Below are 22,093 nucleotides of genomic sequence, written 5' to 3'. Positions count from 1 at the left end.
TGTACATTCGCGCGCCGGACAGTGACCGTCTCAAAGAAGTCGCAGGCCAGGAGGGCCTGTAACGCATCGGTGTCCGTGCAGTGATAATTTCGCCTTACTGCTCCTCCGTGTTGGCTCGGCGCGCTGTGCTGAAGCGGCGCTGATAGGCGGCGGGGCTGAGTGACAATTCTCTAACGAAAACTCTCCGCATACTCTCGTAATTCGGGAATCCGGCAAGGGGTGCCGTCTGCGTCGCAGTATGACCTTGGTCGAGTAGAGCTTTGGCCATGTCGAACCGGATCATTTCCACGTACCGGGCTGGCGTGGTGGACAGCTCGTCGCGAAAAAGCCGCGTGAGATGCCGAGGGCTCACATTGAGGTGCTTGGCGAGTTCGCCGAGTGAGTGGTTTCCCCCAGGATTCGCCGTGACCAAGTCGGTGATTCTGCGGAGGGCCGGAGATCGGGGCGGCGGTCCTTGCAGTGGGGCGGAGAACTGTGACTGGCCGCCCGAACGCTGCAAATAGACCACCAGGGCGCGGGCGACATCGCGGGTTAGATCAGGTCCGTGATCCTCCTCGACGAGTGCCAGTGCCAGGTCGATGCCGGCGGTCACGCCCGCCGAGGTATAGGTGGTGCCGTCACGGACGTAGATCGCGTCGGGTTCGACGCGGCTGGCCCGGCAGCGGGCGGCGAGCTCATGGGCGACCTTCCAGTGCGTGGTCGCGCGCTTGCCGTCCAGGAGGCCGGCGGCGCCGAGGATGAATGCTCCGGTGCAGATGGACGCGACCCGGTTGGCCCGGCCCGCCAGCGTTCGCGTGGCCTCGATCAGATCACGGGGCACAGGTGTGCGCGGGTAGAGGTCAGCGCCGGCCACCAGGAACGTGTCAGGAGCAGGCTCCTTGGCGGCGGCGTCGACCGCGATCCGGATACCGATGGACGAGGTGACATCGGCACCGGTCGGTGACACCAGCACGATCTTGTAGTCGGCACCGAGCCGGTTCGCTTCCCCGAATACCTCCGCGGGGCCGACGATGTCCAGGAGTTTGACCCCGTCATAGGCGAGGATCGCAACCCGATGTGTGGCAGAGCCCACAATCCCGCTGCCCGCCTGTCCGGATTCGGGTGACTCATGGCCGGACCGAGGGAGCGCCGGGCGCCGGGTGGTTGGCAGTGTGGAAGACGGATGCACCGTTCATTCGTAACACACTGATATCAGAAGGAGCAGAGGTCATGAGCGAGATCATCGCGGGGGTAGAGATCCCTGAAACGGCGGCGGTCGCCGAAGCAACCCGCCTCATGCAGGAGATGACCAACCCCCTCATCTACCACCACTCCCGGCGCGTTTTCGTCTTCGGCGTCATTCATGCTCACAGGCTCGGCTTGGAGCCCGACCCGGAGCTTCTCTACCTGTCCGCCATGTTTCATGACACCGGCCTCCTGACGCCGTTTTCCGACATAGAGCAGCGCTTCGAGGTCGATGGAGCCGACCACGCACGTAAGTTCATGCTCGATCGCGGTTTCCCGGCCACGGCCGCCGACGTGGTGTGGACGGCGATCGCGCTGCACACGACCCCGGGAATTCCCGGGCGGATGGGCCCGGAGATCGCCATCACGAATTTTGGGGTTCTGACCGACGCGCTCGGCTTGGGCCTGGATGAGCTGGATCGCAGCCAGGTGGACGAGATCACCGCCGTCCATCCGCGGGGTGACTTCAAGAACGAGTTTTTGCAGGCCTTCGTCGAGGGACTCAAGCACCGCCCGGAGACCACGAACGGAACCGTGAATTCGGATGTGCTGGAGCATTTCATTCCCGGCTTCCAGCGCACAACCACGGTCGAGCGCATCATGGGCGCCCCCTGGCCGAGCTGATCAAGGCGCCATAAAAGGCAACGTGATGAGACGTGTGAGTGGCCCTCGCGACGGGCGTCGTCTCGGGCGAGGTGCGACCTTCGCCGTGCTGGCCTGCGCAAATGTGGTGGTGATGGCCACAGCAAGCGCACCGTCGCCGCGCGCGAACGCCTCCTCACCGTCTTCCGCGCCGCCTACGAGGCCGGAGACCTGGCCGGCCTGGTCAGGCTCCTGCACCCGGACGCCGTCTATGTCACCGACGGCGGCGGCAAGGTCCCCGCGGCACGCAAGCTCATCCACGGCGGCGAGCGCGTCGCCGAGGTCATGGTGCGTACGGGGCGCCAGTGGCACCCGGACCGCATCGACTTCACCGAGGTCGGCGGCGAGCTCGCCCTCGTGTTCCGCCGGGAAGGCCGGGTCTACTCCGTCGACACGATCCAGATCACAGACGGCCGGATCACCGCATACCGCAGGGTCCTCAATCCCGACAAACTCGTGCGCGTCTGAGCTGTCACACCCGAAGGGGCTACCTCGTCTCCCTGGTGAGAACGGAAAACGGGCGACGAAGGAAGACGCCACAGCAGGTTAGATCGATCATGCGGCACGGCATACATCCGCCTGCAGCCGCTATGGGCCTTGCGCGCGAACGGGCTGTGCGCTCGGGTCGCGCCTCCCCAAGTAAGGACGATATGCAAGCCGTCACTGTGCGAGACCGTAACGCCGGTCTTGCCGGGATGCCCCTGACAGACATGCCTTACCCTCGTGCGGCCGAGAACGACGTCATCGTGCGGGTGCACGCCGCCGGGTTCACCCGTGGCGAGCTGGACTGGCCCGCCACGTGGACCGATCGTGCCGGTCGCGACCGGACGCCGAGCGTGCGCGGGCACGAGCTGTCCGGTGTCGTCGTAGAGCTGGGGTACGGCACCACCGGCCTGAGCGTCGGACAGCGGGTGTTCGGCCTGGCCGACTGGACCCGTAACGGCACGCTCGCCGAGTACACCGCGGTGGAGGCCCGCAACATCGCCCCGCTGCCTGCGGACATCGACCACACCGTGGCCGCCGCGCTGCCGATCTCCGGGCTGACCGCCTGGCAGGGCCTGTTCGACCACGGTCGCCTCACCACAGGCCAGACCGTCCTGATCCGTGGCGCCGCGGGCGGCGTCGGCTCGATCGCGGTACAGCTCGCCCGCGAGGCCGGCGCCCGCGTCATCGGCACCGGCCGGGCCTCCGACCGGGACAGGGCACTCGCAATTGGCGTCGACACCTTCATCGACCTGCAGACCGAGAAGCTGGAGGACGCCGGCGAGGCCGACGTCGTGTTCGACGTGATCGGCGGCGACATCCTCGACCGCTCGGCCGCCCTGGTCCGCCCCGGTGGCACGCTGGTCACCATCGTCATGCCGCCCAAGGTCCAGCCCAAGGACGGGCGGGCAATCTTCGCTGCTCCAGCAGGCCCTTCCGAATGTGAAGGGCAAGGCGTTCATCTCGGTGATCGTCGACTTCCCGCCCAACGCACGCGCGATGCCGCACCGGCACGGCCAGGCGTTCCTCTACGCCTACGTCCTGGAAGGCACCGTGCGCAGCCAGCTCGCCGGCAAGCCCGTTCGCACCTACCACCAGGGCGACAACTGAGTCGAGCCGCCGGGTGCCCACCACGTGTTCACCGAGAACACCAGTCCGACCAAACGGCCAGGCTCTTGGTCGTCTTCGTCTCCAACACCGGAGAAAAGCTCAAGGTCGACGACCCGGCGTCGTAGCACGGGGCACGCAGTGGGCGGACCGCCCCGCCCACCACTCGACCCCTGGCGCAATACACCCGACCACCACCCCGAGCCACGCGAAGTGCGCGGCGCAGGCCACACGAAGGAATCGAAGGAATCATGACCGACCCCCAGCGCGTCAACATCGGCATGCAGCACCCGGCCGCCTACAAGACGCTCATCGCCCTGTCGTCACAGGTGGAAGAGGCCGCCGCCGCAGCGGGCCTCGACCCTCTCCTGGTCGAGCTGCTGAGGATCCGCACTTCGCAGATCAACGGATGCGCGTTCTGCCTGCGCATGCACACCCGCGACGCCCTCAAGAAGGGCGAAAACCCGGACCGGATCGCCGTGCTGCCCGCCTGGGCAGAGACCGGCTACTTCTCCGAGACCGACCGCGCCGCCCTCCGCCTGACCGAGGCGATCACACGGGTGCCGGACGGACACGTCAGTGACGAGGACTTCAACGCCGCCGCGGCCGTACTCACCGCAGACCAGGTCTCCGCGGTCGCCTGGCTGGCAACCGTGATGAACGCCTTCAACCGGGTCGCGATCACCAGCCGGTACCCCGTCGGCAACTGACCTCGACGGTGACAAACCGGCGGGATACGGGCTGCCGAAGCCTCCACCGTCTGCCCCGGCCCACACGGGCGCGGAGGCGTCCGACGGCGTACGCGCAGGAACGGTCAGGGGGTCGAGCTGCTTGTCCATGTCGAGGCGGAAGGTGCCGTATGGGCTGACGTTGGACCAGAACAGGGCGGCCAGGCCGCGCCGGTTCCGTCCGATCTTGAGCAGTGGTAGTCGAACGTGGTTCCCGGTGAGGTGATCCTGGTCGGGCGAGAGCATGGAGACGGGGCCTCCTGAACAGCTCGTGGGTGTTGAATCCATAGAGCATCAGGAGGCCCCTGTGCTGCAGCCTTCAGTGTCGGTTGTTGGGCGGTCCAACTCAGCTCCTCCATCGTGTGATTGCCTCGCGCACGAGTACGGCAACGCGGGTCGGCCCGCGCGTCCCCGCGGGCACACTGGCCAGCCTGGCTGCGACCACACCGCGACCACCCGAACAGGCCCCGGACACGCCTCACACTGCCCTACTCCACCGCCCCAGCCGCCAGTTCACCCAGCGCCTCCACACCCCAAGGCGCGCATGCGACCACCATGCGACCACCACCCCGCACAACACGAAGAAGGCCGCCTTCTCATCTCTGGAAAAACGGCCTCCGACCTGCGAAAACGCTGGTTGGGACGACAGGGTTTGAACCTGCGACCCCTTGACTCTGCTCCGCTTGGCAACAAGGAGACATAGCCGATAGGCATGATCGCTGTCGCCGGTCAGCGGCAGATGCGCTCCCCCGCTGCTCCATCACGCCCAGCGGCTAGACCGCCGTGCCCACACTTCGTCGCAACGTCCGCGATATCAGGCGAGGTCAGGCACTCAACTCTCAACCCGCCCACGTGGAGCGACATCTCCCTTGCCTTGATCGATATCGACGTGTTAACGCAGATTGTCCGCCACTCCTCGCGCCCTGCACGCGTGACCGAGAGGAGCGGACCCTTCAGTTGGTTACTGACCGCTAACGAATCTGGCCTCACTCTCGGGCCTTGACCTCGCTCGGGCCCACCCCATACGTTATTGCCGAATAACATTCGACGGAAGGGTAGGTCGGTATGGCCTTCATCCTCGTGAACACCTGCAACGCCCCTGCCTCCCAAGCTGCCCGCGAGGTGTGAAATGACTGAGCAACTGCAAGGGGTGGACGCAGCTGCCTTCCGCTCGGCGCTGTCCCGCTTCCCCTCAGGCGTGACAATCGTGACGACTCGCAGTGCCGGGGGCACGTTGCACGTATTCACCGCGAGCTCCTTCGCGGCGTTGTCGCTGGATCCGCCGCTTGTTCTCGTGTGTCTGGGCCAGGGAGCGGACCGCTTCGCTGCTTTCATAGCGGCTGAGCAGTTCGTCGTGAACATCGTTACGCCCGCACATGCGAAGTTGGCGAAGAAGTTCGCCACGAAGGGCGCGGACAAGTTCGCCCGCGGAACCTTCGAGTCTGACGAGGGCGGCTACCCGGCCCTGCCCGACGCAGCAGCGGTCATCCGCTGCGAGCTGGAGCAGGCTGTGCCCGGCGGAGATCACGTAATTCTTATCGGCCGGGTCCACGGCGCACAGATAGGCAGCGGCGAGCCGGTGACACGGTACAAGGGCGACTTCCTCCGCCTTGGGAAGAGTGCTACATGAAGTACACCGGGCAGTGCGACCCTCCGCTCGGCCCGGTGAATGATCCCGTGAAGATCGGGAGCGTGCTGCGCCCGGTAGCCGACGTCGACGCCGCTATGCGCTTCTACATCGAAACGTTCGGATTCGCTATGAAGTTCGTTGATGGCGACCGCTACGCCGCACTCGACGCTGGCGGCACAACCTTGGCCCTGGCCGGCCCGACCGAGGACGTTACGGGCGGCATGCCCGCCGCATCATTCAAGGTTCCCAATGTGAACTCCGTGCTCGGCGCCCTCGTCCAGGGCGGCGGGGCCATTGTTCGGGAACCGGAGCAGGGCGCCCACGAGGTTCGGGCCGTGGCTCGAGACCCATGGGGCAACACCGTGGTGATCTACGGGCCGCGGTAGGCGGTCAGTTCCGGTCCCGGGGGCCCGAGCGTGCGAAGCCCAACGCGCTCAGCATTTCGTCCTCATGCATCTTCCCTGCGCTGATCTACACCTTCTTCTGGCCGAGGTTCAATCGCAGAGTGCTTCTCTGGTCGGTCTATGGAGGGCTGGCACTGTGTCCCCTGTTCACGATTGGCTCACCGGCCGTCTCAGGGACTGAGAGTTCGCTATGGCCGACACTGGACCTCAACTGGTACCCCTATTGCAACTATTACAACGCAGGATTGTTTTCCACGCCAGCGGCACTCTTTCTCGGATGGCTCGGAACTCTCACCTCGTCGAGGCGCAACGGAACAAAATCGCGTGAAGCGTATAGGGCAGAAAGGGGTGTCGGGTCCGTGGCCACGGCTAGGAACTATTGATTCAACTCCGGGCTTGCGCGGATACGCGCTGCCCCAAGCAGCAAGAAGATCACGCCCTACTAGAGGCCGAACACCCTCCCTCATTACGGGAGGGCAAGTTGGCCTAGTCATACGGGATAATTGTTGTCTGCATGTCGGGAGAGCCATAAAGTGAACGAGCATCCGTCAATCGCCAAACTCAAGGAAGAGCGCAGGTTCGCACCCCCCGCCGACCTGGCCGCAGGCGCCAACGTCACCGCGGAGGCGTATGAACAGGCCAAGGCTGACAGGCTCGGCTTCTGGGCCGAGCAGGCCCGCCGGCTGACCTGGGCCAAAGAGCCTACCGAGACGCTGGACTGGTCGAACGCGCCGTTCGCGAAGTGGTTCAAGGACGGCGAGCTCAACGTCGCGTACAACTGCGTGGACCGGCATGTGAAGGCCGGACACGGCGACCGGGTCGCCATCCACTTCGAGGGCGAGCCCGGCGACAGCCGCGCGATCACCTACGCCGAGCTCAAGGACGAGGTCTGCAAGGCCGCCAACGCCCTGCTGGAGCTGGGTGTCCAGAAGGGCGACCGGGTCGCGGTCTACATGCCGATGATCCCGGAGACGGCGGTCGCGATGCTGGCCTGCGCGCGTATTGGCGCGGCGCACTCCGTCGTCTTCGGCGGCTTCTCGGCGGATGCTATCGCCACCCGGATCCAGGACGCGGACGCCAAGGTCGTCATCACTTCCGACGGCGGCTACCGACGCGGCAAGCCGACTGCGCTCAAGCCGTCCGTGGACGACGCGGTGGCGCGCGTGGAGAACGTCGAGCATGTACTCGTCGTCCGGCGCACCGGTCAGGACGTGGCCTGGGACGACAGCCGCGACGTGTGGTGGCACGAGATCGTCGAGCGGCAGAGCGCCGAGCACACGCCTGAGGCGTTCGAGGCGGAGCACCCGCTGTTCATCCTGTACACGTCCGGGACGACGGGTAAGCCGAAGGGCATCCTGCACACGTCCGGCGGCTACCTCACCCAGACCGCATATACCCACCACTCCGTCTTCGACCTCAAGCCGGAGACGGACGTTTACTGGTGCACCGCCGACGTCGGCTGGGTGACCGGGCACTCGTATGGCGTGTACGGGCCGCTGGCGAACGCCGCGACGCAGGTCATGTACGAGGGCACGCCGGACGCACCGCACCAGGGCCGGTTCTGGGAGATCGTGCAGAAGTACGGCGTGACGATCCTGTACACGGCGCCGACCGCGATCCGTACGTTCATGAAGTGGGGCGACGACATCCCCGCGAAGTTCGACCTCGGCAGCCTGCGGCTGCTGGGTTCCGCAGGTGAGCCGATCAACCCCGAGGCGTGGATCTGGTACCGCAAGAACATCGGCGCCGACCGCACCCCGGTCCTCGACACCTGGTGGCAGACCGAAACCGGCGCAATGATGATCTCGCCGCTGCCGGGCGTCACCGAGACCAAGCCCGGCTCCGCGCAGAACCCGCTGCCCGGCATTTCCGCGACCGTCGTCGACGACAAAGGCAACGAGGTGCCCGACGGTGATAGCGGCTACCTTGTGCTGACCGAGCCGTGGCCGTCGATGCTGCGCACCATCTGGGGCGACGACCAGCGGTTCCTGGACACGTACTGGTCGCGGTTCGAGGGCAAGTACTTCGCCGGTGACGGGGCGAAGAAGGATGACGACGGGGACATCTGGCTGCTGGGCCGGGTCGACGACGTCATGGTGGTGTCTGGGCACAACATCTCCACCACGGAGGTGGAGTCGGCGCTGGCGTCGCACCCTTCGGTCGCCGAGGCGGCCGTCGTCGGCGCAACGGACGAAACGACCGGGCAGGCTATCGTCGCCTTCGTGATCCTGCGCAGTACGGCCGCCGAGACAGAAGACCTGGTCGCCGACCTGCGCAACCACGTCGGCGCCACCCTCGGCCCGATCGCCAAGCCGAAGCGGATCCTGCCGGTGGCCGAGCTGCCGAAGACCCGCTCCGGCAAGATCATGCGCCGGCTGCTGCGGGACGTCGCCGAGAACCGCCAGCTCGGTGATGTCACCACGCTGACCGACTCGACCGTCATGGACCTCATCCAGGCGAAGCTCCCGGCGGCGCCGAGCGAAGACTGAGCGAGGAACGCGTCCGGAGGGCACCCGGCGACCGCGCCAGGTGTCCTCCGTGAACGTATGGCGGAGCCCGCCGATATAGCGAGTTGGTGCGTGATAGCGGGTGAGGCGTCGTACCTGGCCGGTGGCATGATCCGTCTGTGGCGATCGGGCGATGCTGGCGCACCGGCTGTTCACGGGGATCTCTCGGCGTCATCTTGCGTGTCTGGTCGAGGAGCTGGCGGTGCCGTGGCAAGCCGGGGTCGAGGGTCGCCGTCATGCTGCACGAGGTGGGGCCAGAAGGCGGGCCGCGGGAGCCGGCGCCCGCCACCAGCTGGTCTTCGTCGACCGGCTGGTGGCCACGCTGATCCATCTGCGGCACGACCTGCCGCACTCGGTACTGGGGCTGCTGTTCGGCGGCGACCGCTCCACCATCACCCGTGCGATCGCAGAGATACGTACGCTTCTGGCCGAGCGGGGGTGCGCAGTCCCCGGCCGCCCCGACTTGCGATTACGGACTATGGCCGACGTGTTCGCCTACGCCCGGACCGAAGGCATCGAGCTGCGGCTGGATGCCACCGAGATCCAACGCCGGCCACCGCGACGGACGGACATGGCAATCACGATGGAACCTGTGCTCTCGTCCCGAAACCGGATCCCTGCGGCCTCCTCGGCTCGAGGGCAGTACAGCGACGGATACGCGTTCCTGAGCCCCCTTGTGATAGCCGGCTTGGATTGGCAGGTGCGGGAAGATTCGTCAGTAGGCGATGAGGAAAGGTCGGATTCAGCACCGCTTGCCGGGGTACGACGACCAGATCGTCGGGCCATAGAATGGCCATAGGCAGGCCGCTGGAGGGTGTTCGGTTCTTTGCTTGCACATCGAAGTGGAACGCCCTCCTCCAACGCCTTCAAGATCGCCTCCAATCAAGCGACTGTCATGAATGAGCCAGCTAATTCGACTTTGAGTGCACGTGGTTCGCGATCGCCGCATCGTCGTTAGCGCCGTACATTTCGTCGATCAGTGCTGCGAAAGAGCGGACGACGGCATTACGCTTGATCTTTCCGTTCGCAGTCCGCTCGCCATGCTCGACTTGCAGGGACCGTGGTAGAACGCGAAAGTCCTTCAACTGCTCGACACGCGAAAGGTCTGCGTTGACCCGAGCAACCTCTGCTCGCAGAAGCTCAGCCACCGCCTCTGTCGACTGGCCGTCTGCTGATGTGCTCGGCTCAATTAGGACGGTGAGGTACTTACGGGCGTCTCCGACGACGATGGCTTCGTTGATGAGCGAACTTTCCCTCAACCGGGTTTCGATGGGCTGAGGATTGATCGTTTTGCCGCCCCGAGTGATGATTACGTCCTTCTTCCGGCCAATAAGCCGGATGTCACCATTCGGTGCACGCTCTGCCAGGTCACCGGTGCAGAACCAGTCATCTTGGAAGACCGCTTCGGTCTCCGTGGGGTTGCGCCAGTATCCGTCGAAGAGCAGCGGCGCTCGGAGCAGCATTTCTCCGTCTTCCGCGATCTTCACCTGGAAGCGCGGATCCGGGAAAATCCTGCCGATGAAGCCTGGCCGGGGGAACGGCTGGTTGAAATGCGCGATGGGGGCTCCGGTGGTCTCGGTGAGGCCATAACACTCACGCAGATCGAGCCCCCAGATCTGCCAAATCGCGATGACGCTTTCAGGCATTGCCGCAGATGCCGTGTAGGCCACGCGGATGCGATCCATCCCGACCTTTGCCCGCAGTGGCAGAAACACTCCACGAAGTGCGGCAGCGTATGCGATCCGCAGCAGCACTGAGGGCGTGCGACGAGACCAGCGGTCCTCAGCCACCCTGCGGCCAACCCACATGGCAGCGTCATAGACAGCGCGGCGAAGTCGTGGCCAAGTCTCCGTCTGTGCGATCATTTCGCCGGCGATTTTCTCGTAGAACCGCGGAGGCCATAGCACTGCCGTTGGCCGGACTGAGCGCAGCACTCTCTCGTAGTCACCGATGCTGCAGTATGTGACCACCAGATGTGAGAGTAGAGGCGCGAAGATCGACACAAGGGCTGGCGCTACATGGGCCAACGGCAGGAAGCCCACAACATCGTGCTCCTGGCGGCGGCTCTGCGGATAGAGACCGACAAAGGTCTGGACCGCGTGCTGGAGTGTTCGATGCGAATGCGTGACGCCCTTTGGTGCTCCCGTGGACCCGGACGTGTAAAAGAGCACGGCGGCATCGTCGAGGGATCCCGCAGCGACCAACTGAGCGAGGAGATCTGAGCCGTCCTCCTGGTGTCGGGCGCCTTCATCGGCCAGGGTCTGCCACCGTGTTCCTTTGACACCCTTGGGCAGTGTCGGCGGATCGGCATCGACTCCGACCACAAGCCGCAGATCCGGGGTGCGAGCGGCGACCTCAGCTACCTTGTTGAGCTCCGTGGCCGTCTCACCGACGAAGGCCACCGCTTCGCTATGTACAAGGGTCTGCTCTATCTCGGCAGGCGAGTTGGTGGGATACACGCCGATTACGACACCGCCGACACTCTGCACGGCAAGCGCTGCGCACGCCCACTCTGGGCGCGCGCTGCTCATCACTGCTACGCGATCGCCGTGCTTGACACCCTGAGCCACGAGACCGAGTGCAACCTCGCGCACACGATTGGCGTACGCGCGCCACGTGATCGCCTGTACAGATCCATCACGCCAGTAGCGCAGCGCAACGGCATCGGGATCCTTGCGCGCGCGATCGAGGAGCAGTCCCGGTAGCGTCCGGGTCGGCTGGAAATTGATCAGATCCATGAGACGGCCTCTCTTCCAGAGCAGGCAAGCCCGTGCTCAATGAGACTCATGCAGCTCGCTCCCCAAGGGGAAGGAAGCCACCCCGGTACCACGTCACCGGCTTGCCGGCACCTGTCCGTGCATCGCGTAGGCGACCGATGAGGATTACGTGATCTCCGCCGGGCACGGCCTGCTCCAGCTCGCAGCTGATGACTGCTGCCGCATCCGGCAACAGCGGATTGCCTGCCTCATCGAGTTCGAAATTGCCGTCCGCGAACTTGTTCTCACCCTTGGTGGCAAACTTCAGCGCCAAGTCGGCATGGGCGTCCGTCACAATGTTCACGACGAAATGCTTAGCTGCCATGAAGACGGGAAAGCAGTCCGCTCCTCGGTCCAGACATACCAAGATGAGCGGGGGATCGAGAGACAACGCGGCGAAGGAACTCGCGGTGAATCCGTGCAGTGTGCCTGCCTCGCTTCGCGTCGTCACGATCGTCACACCTGAAGGGAATTGAGCCAATGCCGAACGGAAAGCGGCAGGGTCCAGTTCCTGAAATTGATCAACCATTGTACCCCTCGTGGGCAGCTCGGGCGGCAGGGTCGTTGAAGACCGTGCGCGCATCAGCCAGTGTGACGCGAAGCTGCTCTTCGTCTGGCCAGCCGGTCGTATCCGAGTGCAGGGCCCGCTTCAGTGCTGCGAATACGGCAGGCGGCTTCGCCGCTGCTGAGCGCGCATCCGCCACCGCGGTCGCAAGTAGTTCATTCTGCTCGACGACCTGGTCGACAATCCCGATTGCCTCCGCAGTCGCTGCGTCGACGGGCTCTCCGCCCAGTAAGAGACGCCGAGCTGCACGGTCACCCGCGACCGAACGCACTCGCGAGATGCCCTTCACAGCTGGCAGCATCCCATGTTTGATCTCAGGGAAGACGAAACGCGCTCCCACCGCCGCGTAGACCACGTCGGTGAACAGGGCCATCTCGATCCCGCCGCCGACGCACCACCCGTTGACCGCACACACCAGCGGCCGGGGATAGTTCTCCAGTGCGCAAAGCAGCGCGTGAAAGCCTGCCATCCGCTCGACCATGACATTGGCGTCGAAGTCGACGGCTTCCTTCATGTCACCACCTGCGCAGAAGAAGCGCTCGCCAGCTCCCGTCAGGACCACTGCGGGAGCGTTAGGGCCGGTAGCGAGCGTGACCAGCTTCGCTGTCAGCTCGCTGACGAGAGCGTTACTGAGCGTGTTGGCAGGCGGGTGGCTAAGGGTGAGTACAACCACCCCGTCCACTTCGTCTGATGCGTGGACGAGGCTTAGTGCTGTGTTGTGCGAACCTGCGGTCATGCTCGTCTCCGGTTACTTCGCGGGTGCGCCGGCGTTGCGCGCAGAAGGGAAGTCCACAGGGCGCTTCTCCCGGAAAGCCTGGCGCGCTTCGGCGTAGTCGGCGCTAGCGAAGTCGAGAATCTCGAGCGCTGTAGACAGCTCGTGCTGAGGCGCCGCATTGGTGAGCCAGGTGTTGAGAGCGCGCTTGGTGAATCGGAGCGCCTGCTGGGACCCACGTGCCAGCTGGGACGCGACCTCGAGGGCACGGGGCAGTACCTGCTCACGCGGAACGGACAGACTGACGAGACCAATCCGCTCGGCTTCGGCGCCACTCAGCTTCTCGGAGGTAAGGACGTAGTACTTGGTCTTAGCCATGCCGACGAGCAGCGGCCAGATAAGTGCGGCGTGGTCGCCAGCGGTCACGCCGACCTTGGTGTGCCCTTCGATCAGCACCGCGTCGTCCGCGGCGATGCTGATGTCGGCGAGAAGCGCCGTCGACAGCCCGTAACCGACCGCGGGCCCATTGATCGCAGAAATGATCGGCTTCTCGATCCGCAGGATCGTTGAAGTTCGCTTGCGTTCGGTCTCCATGATCGCAAGCGCGTCTTCGTGCGTGGGATCGGGCTGGGCAACGTCCATACCAGTACAGAAGGCCTTGCCTGCCCCGGTCACAACTACGACGCAGGTCTGGTCATCGCGTTCGACGTCAGCCCAGATCCGGTTCATCTCTTCGAACATCGGCAGGGTGAAGGCGTTGTACCGTTCTGGGCGATTGAACCTGGCGGAGTGCTTCTTGGTGGGCGGGGCGTGCGGCTCGGATGTCGGCGAGTACGTCGTCGGCGGGGCGGACGACGTTGCGGGGGTTTTTGAAGTGGGGGATGACGTATTTGCCGAAGAGTTCGATCGAGCGCATCAGCTGGTCGTGGGGCAGGCTGTCGACGCGTAGGACGAGTGCGTCGACGCCCATGTCGGCGTATCGCTGTATGTGTTCGATGCAGTGGTCGGGGTCGCCGACCATGAAGCCCTGGGAGCGTTCGAACATGTACTCTTCGTCGTTGAAGTCGATGTCCTTGACAGCGCCCATGTAGGCGTAGTCCTTCGACAGCTTCGACAGGCGCTCATATGCGTCGGTGGACAGCTTGGCCATCTCGAACAGGGGCTTCGCCTCGAGGCGGGCCTGGGCGGTGGTCTCGGCGCAGTGCATACCACCGGCGACCGCGACCATCTTGCGCGGCGTGATCGGGTAGGGGTGGTTGGTGGCGGCGAGAGTGTCGTCGTAGAGCTTGACCATGTTCTCGACGAGGTCGAACCCGAGGTAGAGGCCGCCCATGATGGCGCCGATACCCATCGAGGCGGCCGTCTCGACCGAGCTCGGGCTGCCGGCGGCAGCCGAAATGGGCGGGTAGGGACCCTGCAGGGGCTTGGGGACCAGGCTGCGCGGCGGAACCTTGTAGTGCTCTCCCACGTACGAGAACACGTCGTTGAGGAACGCGCTCCGGATCAGCTCGATGCCCTCACGCCACTGAGCCTTGTTCTCGGAAGGGTCCACCTCAAACGCGCGCAGGGCGAGTGTGGTGTTGCCGCGCCCGGTACCAAGCTCGACACGGCCGTTGGACAGGATGTCCTCGGTCGCCACACGCTCCGCGACGCGCAGCGCATGGTTCATCCGCGTCGGCAGCAGCGTCACGAGGTGGATGAAGCGGATCCGGCTCGTCAGAGCCATCAGGTACGGGTAAAGCACCTCCGGAGCGGAGACCGAAGCCGTACCCAGAGCAACATGCTGCTCGGAACTACCGAAGGCATCGAAGCCAACCCGCTCCGCAAGCAGAACCTCCTCCACCAGCTCCCGGTAGCGGTGCTCATGCGTAAGCCCGACCGGGGTGTCCCCCTCAGACATGAGGATGAAGTCCATACCGACCCTTCCGTCAAAGGTTATTGGCCGATAACGTAGGTCGTAGCTCAGCCCAGGTCAAGGCCCAAAATCTGTTAGGCATTGGTAACTTCGTGGGGTTGGCCAGGTGTGCACAGGAAGAGGAGACCCCACCATGAGTGAGTTGCGGATTGAGCATTTGACCTCGCCTGATATCGCGGAAGCCATGGCGAGGGGTATGCGTACGGCGATCTTGCCGCTGGGTGCGACGGAGCAGCATGGCGCGCATCTACCGCTGTCCGTCGACAGCGATCATGCTGACCGGCTGGGTGTCCTTGTCGCCGAGCGGCTTGGTGACGCGCTTGTGCTTCCGACGGTGCGGATCGGTTGTTCTGCGCACCACCTGGGGTTCGCCGGGACACTGTCCCTGCAGGCCGGTACGCTCGAGGCGATCTGCGCAGACTGCTGCGAGAGTCTTGCTGTGCACGGGTTCCGTCGCGTTGTGATCTTCTCGGCGCACATCGGCAACTACCCGCTGCTCAAAGACATCGAATCGAGGCTTGACGAGCGGCTTTCCTGCGACCTAGATGTCATCGCCTACTCAGACTCGACAGCAGTCCTCCAAGCGTGGCGCTCCGCAGCCCAGCAGGTCGCCGGCCTCGCCGACCACGTCGGAGGCCATGCCGACGTCGCGGAAACTTCGATCATGCTGGCTGTGCGGCCCGAGGTGGTGCGAAACGATCGAGCTGCTGCGGGCTTCACCGGGTCGATGAACGATGAACTGCTGGCTCGCGTATTCACGGACGGCGTGAGAGCAGTCGCTCCCAACGGAGTGCTTGGCGACCCGAAGGGCATGTCGTCTGAACTGGGATTTTCATGTCTAAGCGCCGTAGCCGACCTGATCGCTGCCCATGCAACGGCACGTTATCAGCCGCTCACTTAAGGTAGGTACTAGTAGGACTCCGTTAGGTCTTTGTGTCGGTTGTGTTCAGCGGCATGGTGGGCGTGTGGATGCACATGAAGTGAACCGTGTTCGGGCGGCGTTGGCGTTATTCGTGGCGGATGTGTTCGCCTCGATGCCGCGCAAGGACCAGCGGGCCAAGAGCGACTGCTATCTGCGGGGGCTGATGCTGGACGGCCGCCGCAAGTCGGTCCAGGCCATGGCCGCTCGGCTGCCGGACGGCAATGAGCAGAACCTGCAGCAGTTCGTGAACCAGTCGCCGTGGGATCCGGTACCGGTGCGGCGGCGGATCGCGGAGCGGATGGTGCCGCGGATCGTTCCGGATGCCTGGGCAGTGGACGATGTGTCCTTCCCCAAGGACGGATGGATGTCGGTCGGTGTCGGGCATCAGTACTGCGGTGCGCTGGGCAAGCAGGCGAACTGCCAGGTCGCTATCAGCGTGCACGCGGTGTCCGACACGGCCTCGTGCCCGCTGAACTGGCGGCTGTTCCTGCCCCGGGAGTGGGCGGAGGACGCCGTCCGGCGCCGGCGGACCGGTGTCCCGGAGGACGTCGGGCACCGGGAGAAGTGGCGGCTGGCCTTGGACGCCGTGGACGAACTGGCCGCATGGCGCCTTGATCAGGGTCTGGTCCAGGAGTTGGTGTCTGCAGGTCTGCACCCACCTTTCCATGATTGAGTTCATTCTCGGCATCTGGATTCCGGTGAGGACGACCTCGATCCCCGTGTCCTTGAGGACGGCGTCGAACAAGGCGGGGAACTTCCCGGCCCTGTCCCGGATTATGAATTGTGCCCGGTCACCCGTGAGTACGTACACCGCGCGCCGGACAAGGTGACCGCCTCAAAGAAGTCACAGGCCAGGAGGGCGTCGGCTTGGGAACGCAGGAAGCCGGCCCACGTGCTGGAGATCCGGTCGGGCGCCGGATCGACGCCGGCATCCTTCAGGATCTTCCAGACGGTCGAGGCGGCCACCTTCAGTCCCAGCCCGAGCAGCTCGCCGTGAAGGCGCCTGTGGCCCCAGCTTGGATTCTCTCTCGACAGACGCAGCACCAGCATGCGGATGGAGCGCACGGCACGCGGGCGACCGGGTCGCTTGGGCCGCGATAGGGCGGCATCCCGGAGCCTGGCGAGGTCGCGGTGCCAGCGCAGCACGGTGTCAGGACGCACGAGCAGCCGCACACGCCGCAGAGCCGGCAACGGCAGCCGGTGCAGCGGCGCCGCCAGGAACGCCCGGTCGCCCGGGGTGAACCGTACTCGGGTGCCTCCGAGTTGGCGTTCGAGCACGGTGATCTGATGGCGGAGGGCCAGGATCTCCGCATCCTTGCTTCGGTCGCTCATCGGCAACAGACGCAGCAACGCGAACGCGTTGGTCACTCCCAGGTAGGCCAGTCGCAGCAGCACGGTCGATCATCTTGCCGCGGCGAGCACCAGCCTCGCGAGAGCGCCCGTTCAGGCGACTTCTCCGGTCGACCTCCCGTACACGGCGCGCACCTCCTCCCACCAGGGCGGATGAGGTTTTCGGCAAGAGCAGTGCTCTACGCCCTCTACCTGCGCACGAAGCGTCCCGAGATCTACGCGAAGCTCGGGCGCGAGAGAGTCTGATGGTGCCTGTAAGGCTCATGGAGAACTTGGGGTTCTGGGCCCGCCGCGTGGGCGGTGGGGCCAGACTCGTTGTCCCCGGCGGCTTCACCCTCGATGAATTGGCCATCGACACCACCGCCGCTCCGGTGGCAGACCTGGCGTACTTTCCTCCGCGCCCAGGCCCACACGCTGCTCGCCTGTGACTTCATGCACGCGGAGACTGTCTTCCTCAGACGTCTCCACGTCTTCTTCGTCAACAGAAGTGGGGGAGTGGGGGCCTTGAGTGGGCCGCGGTGCTGGTCGTAACTCCGTGCCCTTGGCGGTCTGTCGGCGCAGAAGCACAGCCGGGATCGACAGGAGCTTCCGCGCCACCCGACAAGTCAGTGGTCCGCTGTGCCCGCCTCCACGACCCACTTCATGGGCTGGCCTGTTATCGCGGCAATCATGTCGTAGTCCTGGTCGTAGTGCAGCACCGTCACCACATGCCGTTCGGCCGCTGCGGCGATCAGCAGGTCCGGCATGGACAGCGCGCGGTGGTCGCCCTTGGCGATGGCCTGTCGCTGGACGTCTTTGGCACGGTCCCACACCTCGTCGGTCATCGGCAGGTAGTCGAAGCCGGCCAGGAACCAGTGCAGGCGCTTCGCGTCGTTCTCGTTGCGCGCGGAGTACATCACTTCCATCTCGACCGGTCCGCACACAGCCAGTACGCCATCCTCGTGGAGCGGGTCGAGGACCTCCGCCACCTTCGGCCTGCGCCATCGCTGGAGGGCGGAGTTGTCGATCAGGAAGCGCTCACTCACGCCACGTTCCTGCTGTCGGGCTCTGTCCGGCTGTCGTAGGTCAGGTCCAGGTCACCGGACTTGATCGCGTCGATGCCCTCCTGCCGCAGTCGACGCTTGACGGCCTCCTCCATGGCCATGCGCACGGCCTTGGCCTTCGTTTTGACGCCGTACAGGCGCATGGCGTGCTCTACCATCTCATCGTCGAGATCGATCATGGTGCGCGACATCAAGTTCCTCCTGCCGGGCGCAGTGACACCCGAAATGATAGCAGTATGAGGCACTGAAATGGTGTCGTTTTGAGGTCGATGGTCGTGCGGGTATCGCCGAGGGGTCTGGACGGGTCTGTTTCGGGGCTGGTGATATCGAAGTGGGGGCGGTCGGGGTCCTGGGGTCCGAGTTCCGCAGGCTCGGTGTTCGGGGTGAAGGGGTGCGGGCGATGGCGGCGCCGAGCTGGTGAATGGTCGTGCCGTCGGCGTGGAGCGTTGCGTAGCAGGATTGGTGCGCTCGGGAGCCGGTTGCTGGTAGCGGCGTTCTCCTGCCCTGTACGGCGGTGTACGACCTCGAGCCGAGCGCTACGGTGCGGTACGGGTCGTCGCGGAGAGTGGTCGCTGGGGTGGGGGTCAAGGGGGCGCAGGTTCAAATCCTGTCGTCCCGACCAGCGTTTTCGCAGGTCGGAGGCCGTTTCCGCAGGTAGCGGAAGCGGCCTTAACTGTTTCCGGGCAGGGAGCAGCGGGGAGCCCTCTGGGAGCCCTCGTGCTCCCAACTCGCAGACGTGTTAACGGTGCCCGATTTGCCCGTCACCCGATCCGGTAGACCTACAGCGCCATACCGCGCCCCCACGCGCCGTCGGCAACCACAGGCCCCCGACGTCACCCCATCGATTCGGGTGCTCTTCGCATCGAGAGGCATAAGGGCCCCTTGTCGGCTCTCGAGCACCTTTCGGGGTGAGAGCACGGTGTCGTGCTCCCCATGCGACAGGGGCAGGGGAGACTTGCCCTTGCCGGAAACCTCGTCCGTGCAGGTCACGCCGCGTGTTGGTATTCGTGGAGGATGCCGCCGAGGCGATCGTGTCGGTGTATGTCGAGGTGGGCTAACGTGTCTGGATCGTGGATGGGCGGGGGCAATGGGTGCAGCGGTCTGCCGTTCGCGATGCCCTGGTGTGGTCGGTGTCCGTTGTAGAAGTGCTCGAACTCGCGTGAGGTGTGGAGGAGGTGTCGCTGGTTCCAGATCAAGGTCCGGTCCAGGAGTTCGCGGCGACAGGTCTGTATCCACCTTTCCGTGATCGAGTTCATCCTTGGCATCTGGACGCCGCTGAGCACGACGTCGATTCCCGCGTCGTTGAGGACGGCATCGAACAGTTCGGGGAACTTCCCGTCTCTGTCCCGGATCATGAACCGTGCCCGGCAGCTGAGGTCTTCGAGGTGCATGACGAGGTTCTTCGCCGCTTGCGCTACCCAGGAGGCGGTGGGATGCGTGGTGGCGCCCAGGACGCGGATCCGGCGACTGCCGTGTTCGATCACGACGAGCACGTACATCCGCATCCCCGACAGGGTGACTGTTTCCATGAAGTCGCAGGCCAGCAGGGCATCAGCCTGAGTGCGAAGGAAGGTGGCCCAGGTACTGGAGTTCCGCTCGGGTGCTGGGTCGATGCCGGCCTCCTTCAGGATTTCCCAGACGGTGGACGCGCCCACTTTCACCCCCAGCACGAGCAGCTCGCCGTGCAGGCGCCTGTACCCCCAGCTCGGGTTCTCCTTCGCCAGGCGCAGCACCAGGGTGCGGATGGAGCGCACGGTGTGTGGCCGTCCCGGGCGTTTGGGCCGGCGGGAGGAGGCATGGCGGCGTGCGACGAGGTTGCGGTGCCAACGCAGCACCGTGTAGGGGCGGACGAGTAGCCGTAACTGTCGCACGTGCAGTGGCAGCCGGTGCAACAGTGCCGCCAGGTACGCTCGATCGCTCGGCGTGAACCGGATCTTGTCTTTGCCGAGTTGGCGTTCCAGCACGGTGATCTGGTGGCGCAGGGCGAGTATCTCCGCGTCCTTGTCCCGGTCGGTCATCTGCAGCTGGCGAAGCATCGCGAACGCGTTCGTCACACCCAGGTAAGCCAGTCGGAGCAGCACGATCGATCATCATGGCGCGCTGACGGCAGCTGCGCGAGGGCGCCAACTCAAGCGACCGCCGTTAGATTTCGGGAAGCGCGATGCACCGGCTCCCACCAGGACGGATGAGGTTTCCGGCAAGGGCAGGAGTCGGCGAGGACACCCTGGTTGCCGAAGCCGGCCTATGGGGAGAACCGGTTGAACGACTCGACCCAGTTCGTCGCGGCGCCCGTCGGCGAAGCGGCGCGTCCGAGACCCCTATCGCGCGGCGCCGAGGTCGCCCGGGGCTGGTCCTGGAGCGGTCCGGTCCTGCGCCGAATCCTGGCTATGCAGTGGGGGTGGCGTGGGTGGTGGGTGCCAGGGTGCGCAGGACGTCGAATTCGTTGCCCTCGGGATCGGCCATGACCGTCCAGTTGCGGGCGGGGTCCTGGCCCGCGTCCACTGTGGCGGCGCCGAGGCTGAGCAATCTGGCGACTTCGTCGTCGGTGCTGGCGTCGATGGGACTCACGTCGAGGTGGAGCCGGTTCTTCACGACTTTACCCTCGGGTACCTGGACGAACACCAACGTTGGCGTCATCTGGCCGGCTCGGACAGCTTCGACGGTCGGCTCCCAGGAGCCGATCTCGACTTTGCCCTCGCTCCGGTCGAGCACGGTGAAGTCCAGGACTGCGCACCAGAAGGCCGCGAGCCGCTGCGGATCGTGGCAATCGATGACCAATTCGGTGAACCTGCTGGTCATGGCTTCTCCAGGTCGGTGGTGGTGGAGGCGGGTGTACAGAGGATGCCGTCGAACGCGTCGATGACCGGGGTGTGCTGGTAGATCCCCTGCATACGGATGCGGTCAGGGGCGCTAGGGTTCTCGGCCCGCGCCTGACGGAGACCGGCGACGGCGAGTCCGAGGCCGGTCTCGGCGAAGGCCGCTTCGATGCTTCCCGGTGCGGGTGGCTCCAGCGGGGTGTCGTGGACGGTGAATCCGAAGGGAGCGGCCTCGTCACGACGCATGTCGGCGGTGTGGCCGGTGACGCTGGTCAGACCGATTGCGAAGTACGAGTCACCGAGGGCGTGGTGCAGGTGCTGCCCCATGGGGAGCCCGGTGAGGTGGCCGTCGAAGGAGATCGGCGTCTTCTGGATGTGGGCGTTGTGCGCCATCAGTACGACGCGGGCCGTGGGTTCGAGCCGCTTCAGGTGCCACAGAAGTGACTCCGCCATGTAGAGGTCGCGGGCGGATGTGTCGGCTGTGAGGCCGTCTCCGGCGAAGAGGGCGGCCATGGCGCGGAAGGTGTAGTCGCCGTGGCAGGCGGCCTCCAGGCATCGCAGGGCGGTGTCGTAGCTGTCTTGGTCTCCGCGGGAGAGGTACAGCGGTTTCAGGGAACGGAATCGGATGAGCAGCCTCGCCAGGAGCGCGCTGAGGGTGTCCTGGTCGGCGGTGGTCAGACGCGCCCATGCGGGTGCGGCCACGGCTGCCGAGTCACCGGCGAAGGACGCGGCGATCGTGGTCGCGCTCTGGACCGTCGGCAGGGTTTCCGGGTCGATGTGGCGGAGGTAGTCGGCGACCGGGGCCAGGGCGGGGAGCAGCGACCCGCCGGCCGCCGGGATATCAATTCCTGCGAAGCGGACCGGTTCCGCGGCGGTGCGGTTGTGCCGGCGGATGTAGCGCGCCGGCTCCTGGAGTCCGATGGGGACCGCGGTTGCCAGGAGCGCGGAGAGGTCATGGTCCGCTCCCGTGCCGCGGGTCCAGGCATCAAGGGGTATGGCTTCGCAGAAGCCGTACTCGAAAGCCAGGACGGTGAAGCCGCAGCTTTCGACGAGGAACCGCAGGATGCGCTGGCGCAGCGCGGCGAACTCGTTGATGAAGTGGGAGTGTTCGCCGAGGGCGACCACGCGGGCACCGTCGAGAATGTCGCGCAGCGGTTCCAGGTCGTCCAGGGGAGCTGCCGGGTCGAGGTGGCTGAGCGGGGTGGCATGGCCTTTGAGCCAGTCGGTGAAGGGGGTTCGATCGGTGGCGGCGGGCATGGTGGCGGCTCTCTTCCGAAGGGTGATGGCGA

19 protein-coding genes and 3 pseudogenes are annotated in these 22,093 nt (G+C 65.3%); 10 read left to right on the top strand and 12 right to left on the bottom strand.

What is annotated here, in order from left to right:
• Positions 1-94: 94 nt before the first annotated feature.
• Positions 95-1,072, bottom strand: a complete 978-nt coding sequence (locus tag ACFYOY_RS33870; RefSeq protein ID WP_388591295.1) for a GlxA family transcriptional regulator — start codon at positions 1,070-1,072, stop codon at positions 95-97.
• Between the two features lie 137 nt (positions 1,073-1,209).
• Between ACFYOY_RS33870 and ACFYOY_RS33865 the strand changes: the two genes are divergently transcribed.
• The 8 genes and pseudogenes from ACFYOY_RS33865 to ACFYOY_RS33830 form a co-directional block, all read left to right on the top strand.
• Positions 1,210-1,848, top strand: a complete 639-nt coding sequence (locus tag ACFYOY_RS33865) for an HD domain-containing protein (RefSeq protein WP_388591293.1) — start codon at positions 1,210-1,212, stop codon at positions 1,846-1,848.
• 93 nt (positions 1,849-1,941) lie between these two features.
• Positions 1,942-2,334 carry a nuclear transport factor 2 family protein gene (locus ACFYOY_RS33860; RefSeq protein ID WP_388591341.1) on the top strand — a complete coding sequence of 131 codons (393 nt, stop codon included), beginning with the start codon at positions 1,942-1,944 and terminating at the stop codon, positions 2,332-2,334.
• 182 nt (positions 2,335-2,516) lie between these two features.
• Positions 2,517-3,584 (top strand): NADP-dependent oxidoreductase, encoded by a 1,068-nt coding sequence (locus ACFYOY_RS33855; protein WP_388591291.1) that lies wholly within the window; start codon positions 2,517-2,519, stop codon positions 3,582-3,584.
• Between the two features lie 123 nt (positions 3,585-3,707).
• Complete coding sequence (locus ACFYOY_RS33850; protein ID WP_351905771.1) at positions 3,708-4,166, top strand: carboxymuconolactone decarboxylase family protein; 459 nt, start codon at positions 3,708-3,710, stop codon at positions 4,164-4,166.
• Positions 4,167-5,313: 1,147 nt separating this feature from the next.
• Positions 5,314-5,814, top strand: a complete 501-nt coding sequence (locus ACFYOY_RS33845) for a flavin reductase family protein (RefSeq protein ID WP_351905768.1) — start codon at positions 5,314-5,316, stop codon at positions 5,812-5,814.
• Entirely contained in the window at positions 5,811-6,200 is a 390-nt protein-coding gene (locus tag ACFYOY_RS33840) for a VOC family protein (protein WP_351905765.1), read from the top strand. The genes ACFYOY_RS33845 and ACFYOY_RS33840 overlap by 4 nt, the downstream gene beginning before the upstream one ends.
• A 551-nt stretch (positions 6,201-6,751) precedes the next feature.
• Positions 6,752-8,707 carry an acetate--CoA ligase gene (gene acs, locus ACFYOY_RS33835; protein WP_351905762.1) on the top strand — a complete coding sequence of 652 codons (1,956 nt, stop codon included), beginning with the start codon at positions 6,752-6,754 and terminating at the stop codon, positions 8,705-8,707.
• 151 nt (positions 8,708-8,858) lie between these two features.
• A pseudogene (locus ACFYOY_RS33830) lies at positions 8,859-9,284 on the top strand (transposase family protein); the annotation flags it as partial.
• 349 nt (positions 9,285-9,633) lie between these two features.
• Here the strand turns inward: ACFYOY_RS33830 and ACFYOY_RS33825 are convergent.
• From ACFYOY_RS33825 to ACFYOY_RS33805, 5 genes are read right to left on the bottom strand one after another with little or no spacing between them, the layout of a single operon-like run.
• Positions 9,634-11,463, bottom strand: a complete 1,830-nt coding sequence (locus ACFYOY_RS33825) for an AMP-dependent synthetase/ligase (protein ID WP_388591288.1) — start codon at positions 11,461-11,463, stop codon at positions 9,634-9,636.
• Between the two features lie 46 nt (positions 11,464-11,509).
• Entirely contained in the window at positions 11,510-12,010 is a 501-nt protein-coding gene (locus tag ACFYOY_RS33820) for a flavin reductase family protein (protein ID WP_351905756.1), read from the bottom strand.
• On the bottom strand, positions 12,003-12,782 hold the full coding sequence (locus ACFYOY_RS33815; RefSeq protein WP_351905753.1) for an enoyl-CoA hydratase/isomerase family protein: 780 nt from the start codon (positions 12,780-12,782) through the stop codon (positions 12,003-12,005). Before ACFYOY_RS33815 ends, ACFYOY_RS33820 begins: the two co-directional genes overlap by 8 nt.
• 12 nt (positions 12,783-12,794) lie before the next feature.
• On the bottom strand, positions 12,795-13,499 hold the full coding sequence (locus tag ACFYOY_RS33810; RefSeq protein WP_388591285.1) for an enoyl-CoA hydratase-related protein: 705 nt from the start codon (positions 13,497-13,499) through the stop codon (positions 12,795-12,797).
• Positions 13,468-14,673, bottom strand: a complete 1,206-nt coding sequence (locus ACFYOY_RS33805; protein ID WP_388591283.1) for an LLM class flavin-dependent oxidoreductase — start codon at positions 14,671-14,673, stop codon at positions 13,468-13,470. Before ACFYOY_RS33805 ends, ACFYOY_RS33810 begins: the two co-directional genes overlap by 32 nt.
• 133 nt (positions 14,674-14,806) lie before the next feature.
• On the opposite strand from ACFYOY_RS33805, the gene ACFYOY_RS33800 reads away from it, so the two are divergent.
• Positions 14,807-15,574 (top strand): creatininase family protein, encoded by a 768-nt coding sequence (locus ACFYOY_RS33800; RefSeq protein ID WP_388591281.1) that lies wholly within the window; start codon positions 14,807-14,809, stop codon positions 15,572-15,574.
• Between the two features lie 64 nt (positions 15,575-15,638).
• Positions 15,639-16,265: pseudogene (locus ACFYOY_RS33795) on the top strand (IS701 family transposase); the annotation flags it as partial.
• Here the strand turns inward: ACFYOY_RS33795 and ACFYOY_RS33790 are convergent.
• From ACFYOY_RS33790 to ACFYOY_RS33765, 6 genes and pseudogenes are all read right to left on the bottom strand, one after another.
• Positions 16,209-16,990, bottom strand: a pseudogene (locus ACFYOY_RS33790) (helix-turn-helix domain-containing protein); the annotation flags it as partial. The pseudogenes ACFYOY_RS33795 and ACFYOY_RS33790 sit on opposite strands and share 57 nt — an antisense overlap.
• Positions 16,991-17,550: 560 nt before the next feature.
• Positions 17,551-17,970, bottom strand: a complete 420-nt coding sequence (locus ACFYOY_RS33785) for a PIN domain nuclease (protein ID WP_351906397.1) — start codon at positions 17,968-17,970, stop codon at positions 17,551-17,553.
• Entirely contained in the window at positions 17,967-18,179 is a 213-nt protein-coding gene (locus ACFYOY_RS33780; RefSeq protein WP_014059306.1) for a type II toxin-antitoxin system VapB family antitoxin, read from the bottom strand. The genes ACFYOY_RS33785 and ACFYOY_RS33780 overlap by 4 nt, the downstream gene beginning before the upstream one ends.
• A gap of 795 nt (positions 18,180-18,974) precedes the next feature.
• Positions 18,975-20,069, bottom strand: a complete 1,095-nt coding sequence (locus tag ACFYOY_RS33775; protein WP_388591278.1) for an integrase core domain-containing protein — start codon at positions 20,067-20,069, stop codon at positions 18,975-18,977.
• Between the two features lie 304 nt (positions 20,070-20,373).
• Entirely contained in the window at positions 20,374-20,787 is a 414-nt protein-coding gene (locus ACFYOY_RS33770; RefSeq protein WP_388591276.1) for a VOC family protein, read from the bottom strand.
• Positions 20,784-22,061 carry an erythromycin esterase family protein gene (locus ACFYOY_RS33765; RefSeq protein WP_388591274.1) on the bottom strand — a complete coding sequence of 426 codons (1,278 nt, stop codon included), beginning with the start codon at positions 22,059-22,061 and terminating at the stop codon, positions 20,784-20,786. Before ACFYOY_RS33765 ends, ACFYOY_RS33770 begins: the two co-directional genes overlap by 4 nt.
• Positions 22,062-22,093: the final 32 nt, after the last annotated feature.

The sequence above is a fragment of the Streptomyces sp. NPDC007875 genome, assembly GCF_042868035.1.
GTDB classification, from domain to species: domain Bacteria; phylum Actinomycetota; class Actinomycetes; order Streptomycetales; family Streptomycetaceae; genus Streptomyces; species Streptomyces antimycoticus.
Note: the sequence above shows the minus strand (reverse complement) of the source record. Positions and strands in the feature narration are given on the sequence as shown.

Bases quoted from the DNA above. Each gene is read 5' to 3' on its own strand.
- ACFYOY_RS33780 (WP_014059306.1), bottom strand. From the start codon at position 18,179: ATGTCGCGCACCATGATCGATCTCGACGATGAGATGGTAGAGCACGCC.
- ACFYOY_RS33810 (WP_388591285.1), bottom strand. From the start codon at position 13,499: ATGTTCGAAGAGATGAACCGGATCTGGGCTGACGTCGAACGCGATGAC.
- ACFYOY_RS33800 (WP_388591281.1), top strand. From the start codon at position 14,807: ATGAGTGAGTTGCGGATTGAGCATTTGACCTCGCCTGATATCGCGGAA.
- ACFYOY_RS33820 (WP_351905756.1), bottom strand. From the start codon at position 12,010: ATGGTTGATCAATTTCAGGAACTGGACCCTGCCGCTTTCCGTTCGGCA.
- ACFYOY_RS33815 (WP_351905753.1), bottom strand. From the start codon at position 12,782: ATGACCGCAGGTTCGCACAACACAGCACTAAGCCTCGTCCACGCATCA.
- ACFYOY_RS33765 (WP_388591274.1), bottom strand. From the start codon at position 22,061: ATGCCCGCCGCCACCGATCGAACCCCCTTCACCGACTGGCTCAAAGGC.
- ACFYOY_RS33850 (WP_351905771.1), top strand. From the start codon at position 3,708: ATGACCGACCCCCAGCGCGTCAACATCGGCATGCAGCACCCGGCCGCC.
- ACFYOY_RS33855 (WP_388591291.1), top strand. From the start codon at position 2,517: ATGCAAGCCGTCACTGTGCGAGACCGTAACGCCGGTCTTGCCGGGATG.
- ACFYOY_RS33770 (WP_388591276.1), bottom strand. From the start codon at position 20,787: ATGACCAGCAGGTTCACCGAATTGGTCATCGATTGCCACGATCCGCAG.
- ACFYOY_RS33805 (WP_388591283.1), bottom strand. From the start codon at position 14,673: ATGGACTTCATCCTCATGTCTGAGGGGGACACCCCGGTCGGGCTTACG.
- ACFYOY_RS33825 (WP_388591288.1), bottom strand. From the start codon at position 11,463: ATGGATCTGATCAATTTCCAGCCGACCCGGACGCTACCGGGACTGCTC.
- ACFYOY_RS33840 (WP_351905765.1), top strand. From the start codon at position 5,811: ATGAAGTACACCGGGCAGTGCGACCCTCCGCTCGGCCCGGTGAATGAT.
- ACFYOY_RS33845 (WP_351905768.1), top strand. From the start codon at position 5,314: ATGACTGAGCAACTGCAAGGGGTGGACGCAGCTGCCTTCCGCTCGGCG.
- ACFYOY_RS33865 (WP_388591293.1), top strand. From the start codon at position 1,210: ATGAGCGAGATCATCGCGGGGGTAGAGATCCCTGAAACGGCGGCGGTC.